The 1,957-nt window shown below is 73.3% G+C and carries 2 protein-coding genes and 1 tRNA gene; 1 reads left to right on the top strand and 2 read right to left on the bottom strand.

Going from position 1 to position 1,957, the window contains the following annotated elements:
* Positions 1-529 (bottom strand): tetratricopeptide repeat protein (locus MNY62_RS25455; protein ID WP_242347128.1); only part of this gene is annotated, 529 nt, incomplete at its 3' end.
* A 108-nt stretch (positions 530-637) separates the two neighbouring features.
* Between MNY62_RS25455 and MNY62_RS25450 the strand changes: the two genes are divergently transcribed.
* Positions 638-713: transfer RNA gene (locus MNY62_RS25450), tRNA-Ala, on the top strand.
* Between the two features lie 47 nt (positions 714-760).
* On the opposite strand, the gene MNY62_RS25445 is transcribed toward MNY62_RS25450, so the two are convergent.
* Positions 761-1,957, bottom strand: a 1,197-nt coding sequence (locus MNY62_RS25445; RefSeq protein ID WP_242347127.1) for a mechanosensitive ion channel family protein, incomplete at its 5' end; no start/stop codon positions are given.

Here is a 1,957-nt window from a genome sequence, read left to right as displayed (position 1 = left end):
CGGCGGACGGCGCGACGCGCGGGGCCACGGGCGGCGCGTCCGGGCCGGTGCGCGGGCCGGGGCGCGGAGCCGAGGGTGCGGCGGGAGGGGCGGCGGGCCTCGCGACGGCGCTGATGCCGTGCTTCTCGAGCGCCTGCCGGACCTCCGGATCGTCGGGAGCGACCTCGGCGGCGCGGCGCAGCGTGGCCTCGCCCGCCTCCCGCTCGCCGAGACGGAGGTGCAGGCCGCCGGCCATGCGCAGCGCCGCCGCGAAGGTCGGGAAGGCAGCGAGGACGCCCTGGAGCTCCTCCAGCGCCTTCCGGTCCTTCCCCTGGTCGGCGTAGACGCGGGCGAGCAGGACGCGCGCCGCAGGGTCGTCCGGGTGGGCCTTCACGCCCTTCTTGCAGACGACCATCGCCTCCATGTACCGGCCCATGGCCAGATAGGCCTCGGTCAGCGGCCGGTAGGCGTCGGACGCGGGATCCGCAGCGAACGCGTGCTCGAGGGCGGAGAGCTCGGCGGGCGTGAGTTGCTTGGCGGTATTGGGCATGGGGCGGGTCGGGTCTAGCAAGGGGACCCGGGGGAGTCAAACGGAGCTTGACACGACCCGGGGCCAGCCGCTATGAAGCGCGTCCTCGACGGCGACGAGGGTTTTTGTGGGGCTGTAGCTCAGCTGGGAGAGCGCTAGAATCGCACTCTAGAGGTCATCGGTTCGATCCCGTTCAGCTCCACCATTCAGAGGGCCCGGCGGAAACGCCGGGCCCTCTTCCTTTTCCGCACATCATCCGCGTCCTCCCGACCGGCGCGCACCCGCGTCTTCGCCTGCGGTGCCGCCCACGAGGTGGAGCGTGCGCGTCGGGAACGCGAACGACGTCCCCGCCCGCTCCACCACCTCCATGAACCCGAGGAGCAGCTCCTGGCGGATGGTGGTGAACTCGCCGAAGTCCGCGGTCTGGAACCAGGCCACCACCTCCACGTTGAGGCCCGACTCGGCGAGCGCCGTGAAGCGGACGGAGACGGCGTCCGGCCAGATCTTCGGGTGCGCCCGGAGGAGGCCCTCGATCCCGGCGAGCACCTCGCGCAGCTGCGCCGCCGTCGTCGAGTAGACGAGGCCCAGGTTCGCGAGCAGCCGGATGCGGTCGCGCGGGGCGAACGTCTCGGTGCGCAGGTCGGCGAGCTTGCCGTTCGGGATCGTCACGATCGTCCGGTCGAGCGTCCGGATGCGCGTGGAGCGCATCCCGATGTTCTCCACGGTCCCGAGGACGTCCTCGACCTTGACGAAGTCGCCCGTCCGGAACGGCTGGTCGACGCCGATGGAGAGCGAGCCGAAGAGGTTCTCGACCGTCTTCTGGGCGGCGAGGGCGAGCGCGATGCCGCCGATGCCGAGGCCAGCGAGGAGGCTCGCGACCTGGAACCCGAGCTCGTTCATGACCGCGACGACGCCCAGCGCGAGCAGCACCGCCTTCGAGACCTTGCGTCCGACCGGCAGCATCCCGGCGAGGCTCGGGCTGGCCCGCGTCCAGGGCGCCGCCGCCATGACGGCGAAGGCGACGTTCACCGAGCGGAAGCCGGCCCAGAAGAGGGTCAGGTAGGTCGCGGCGCGAAGCAGGTGGTGCAGGACGAGCTCCGGGCCCTCCGGGAGCGCGAGCCAGGACTGGAGGACCGTCACGATCGCGACCGCCCACAGCGCCGTGAGCGGCGCGGCCACGCGCTCGAGGAGCACGTCGTCCCAGGTCGTGCGGGTGCGCGCGGCGAGGTGGCCGAGGATGCGGCGGGTGAGCCAGCCGAGCAAGGACCCGAGCACGATCGCGAGGGCGAGGAACGCGGGGAGCGCGAGCCACTGCCACCAGAGCAGGCCGCGCGGGCCCTCGGCGAGCAGCGGCGCCGGGAGGTGCTCCTCGAAGAAGGGACGGGCCGCCTCGCGCTCGACCGCGGCGCGCGCGGCCTGGGCGGCTCGCTCGGCGCGGGCGGCGCGCTC

The sequence above is a fragment of the Anaeromyxobacter terrae genome, from assembly GCF_022690685.1.
GTDB lineage: Bacteria > Myxococcota > Myxococcia > Myxococcales > Anaeromyxobacteraceae > Anaeromyxobacter > Anaeromyxobacter terrae.
Note: the sequence above shows the minus strand (reverse complement) of the source record. Positions and strands in the feature narration are given on the sequence as shown.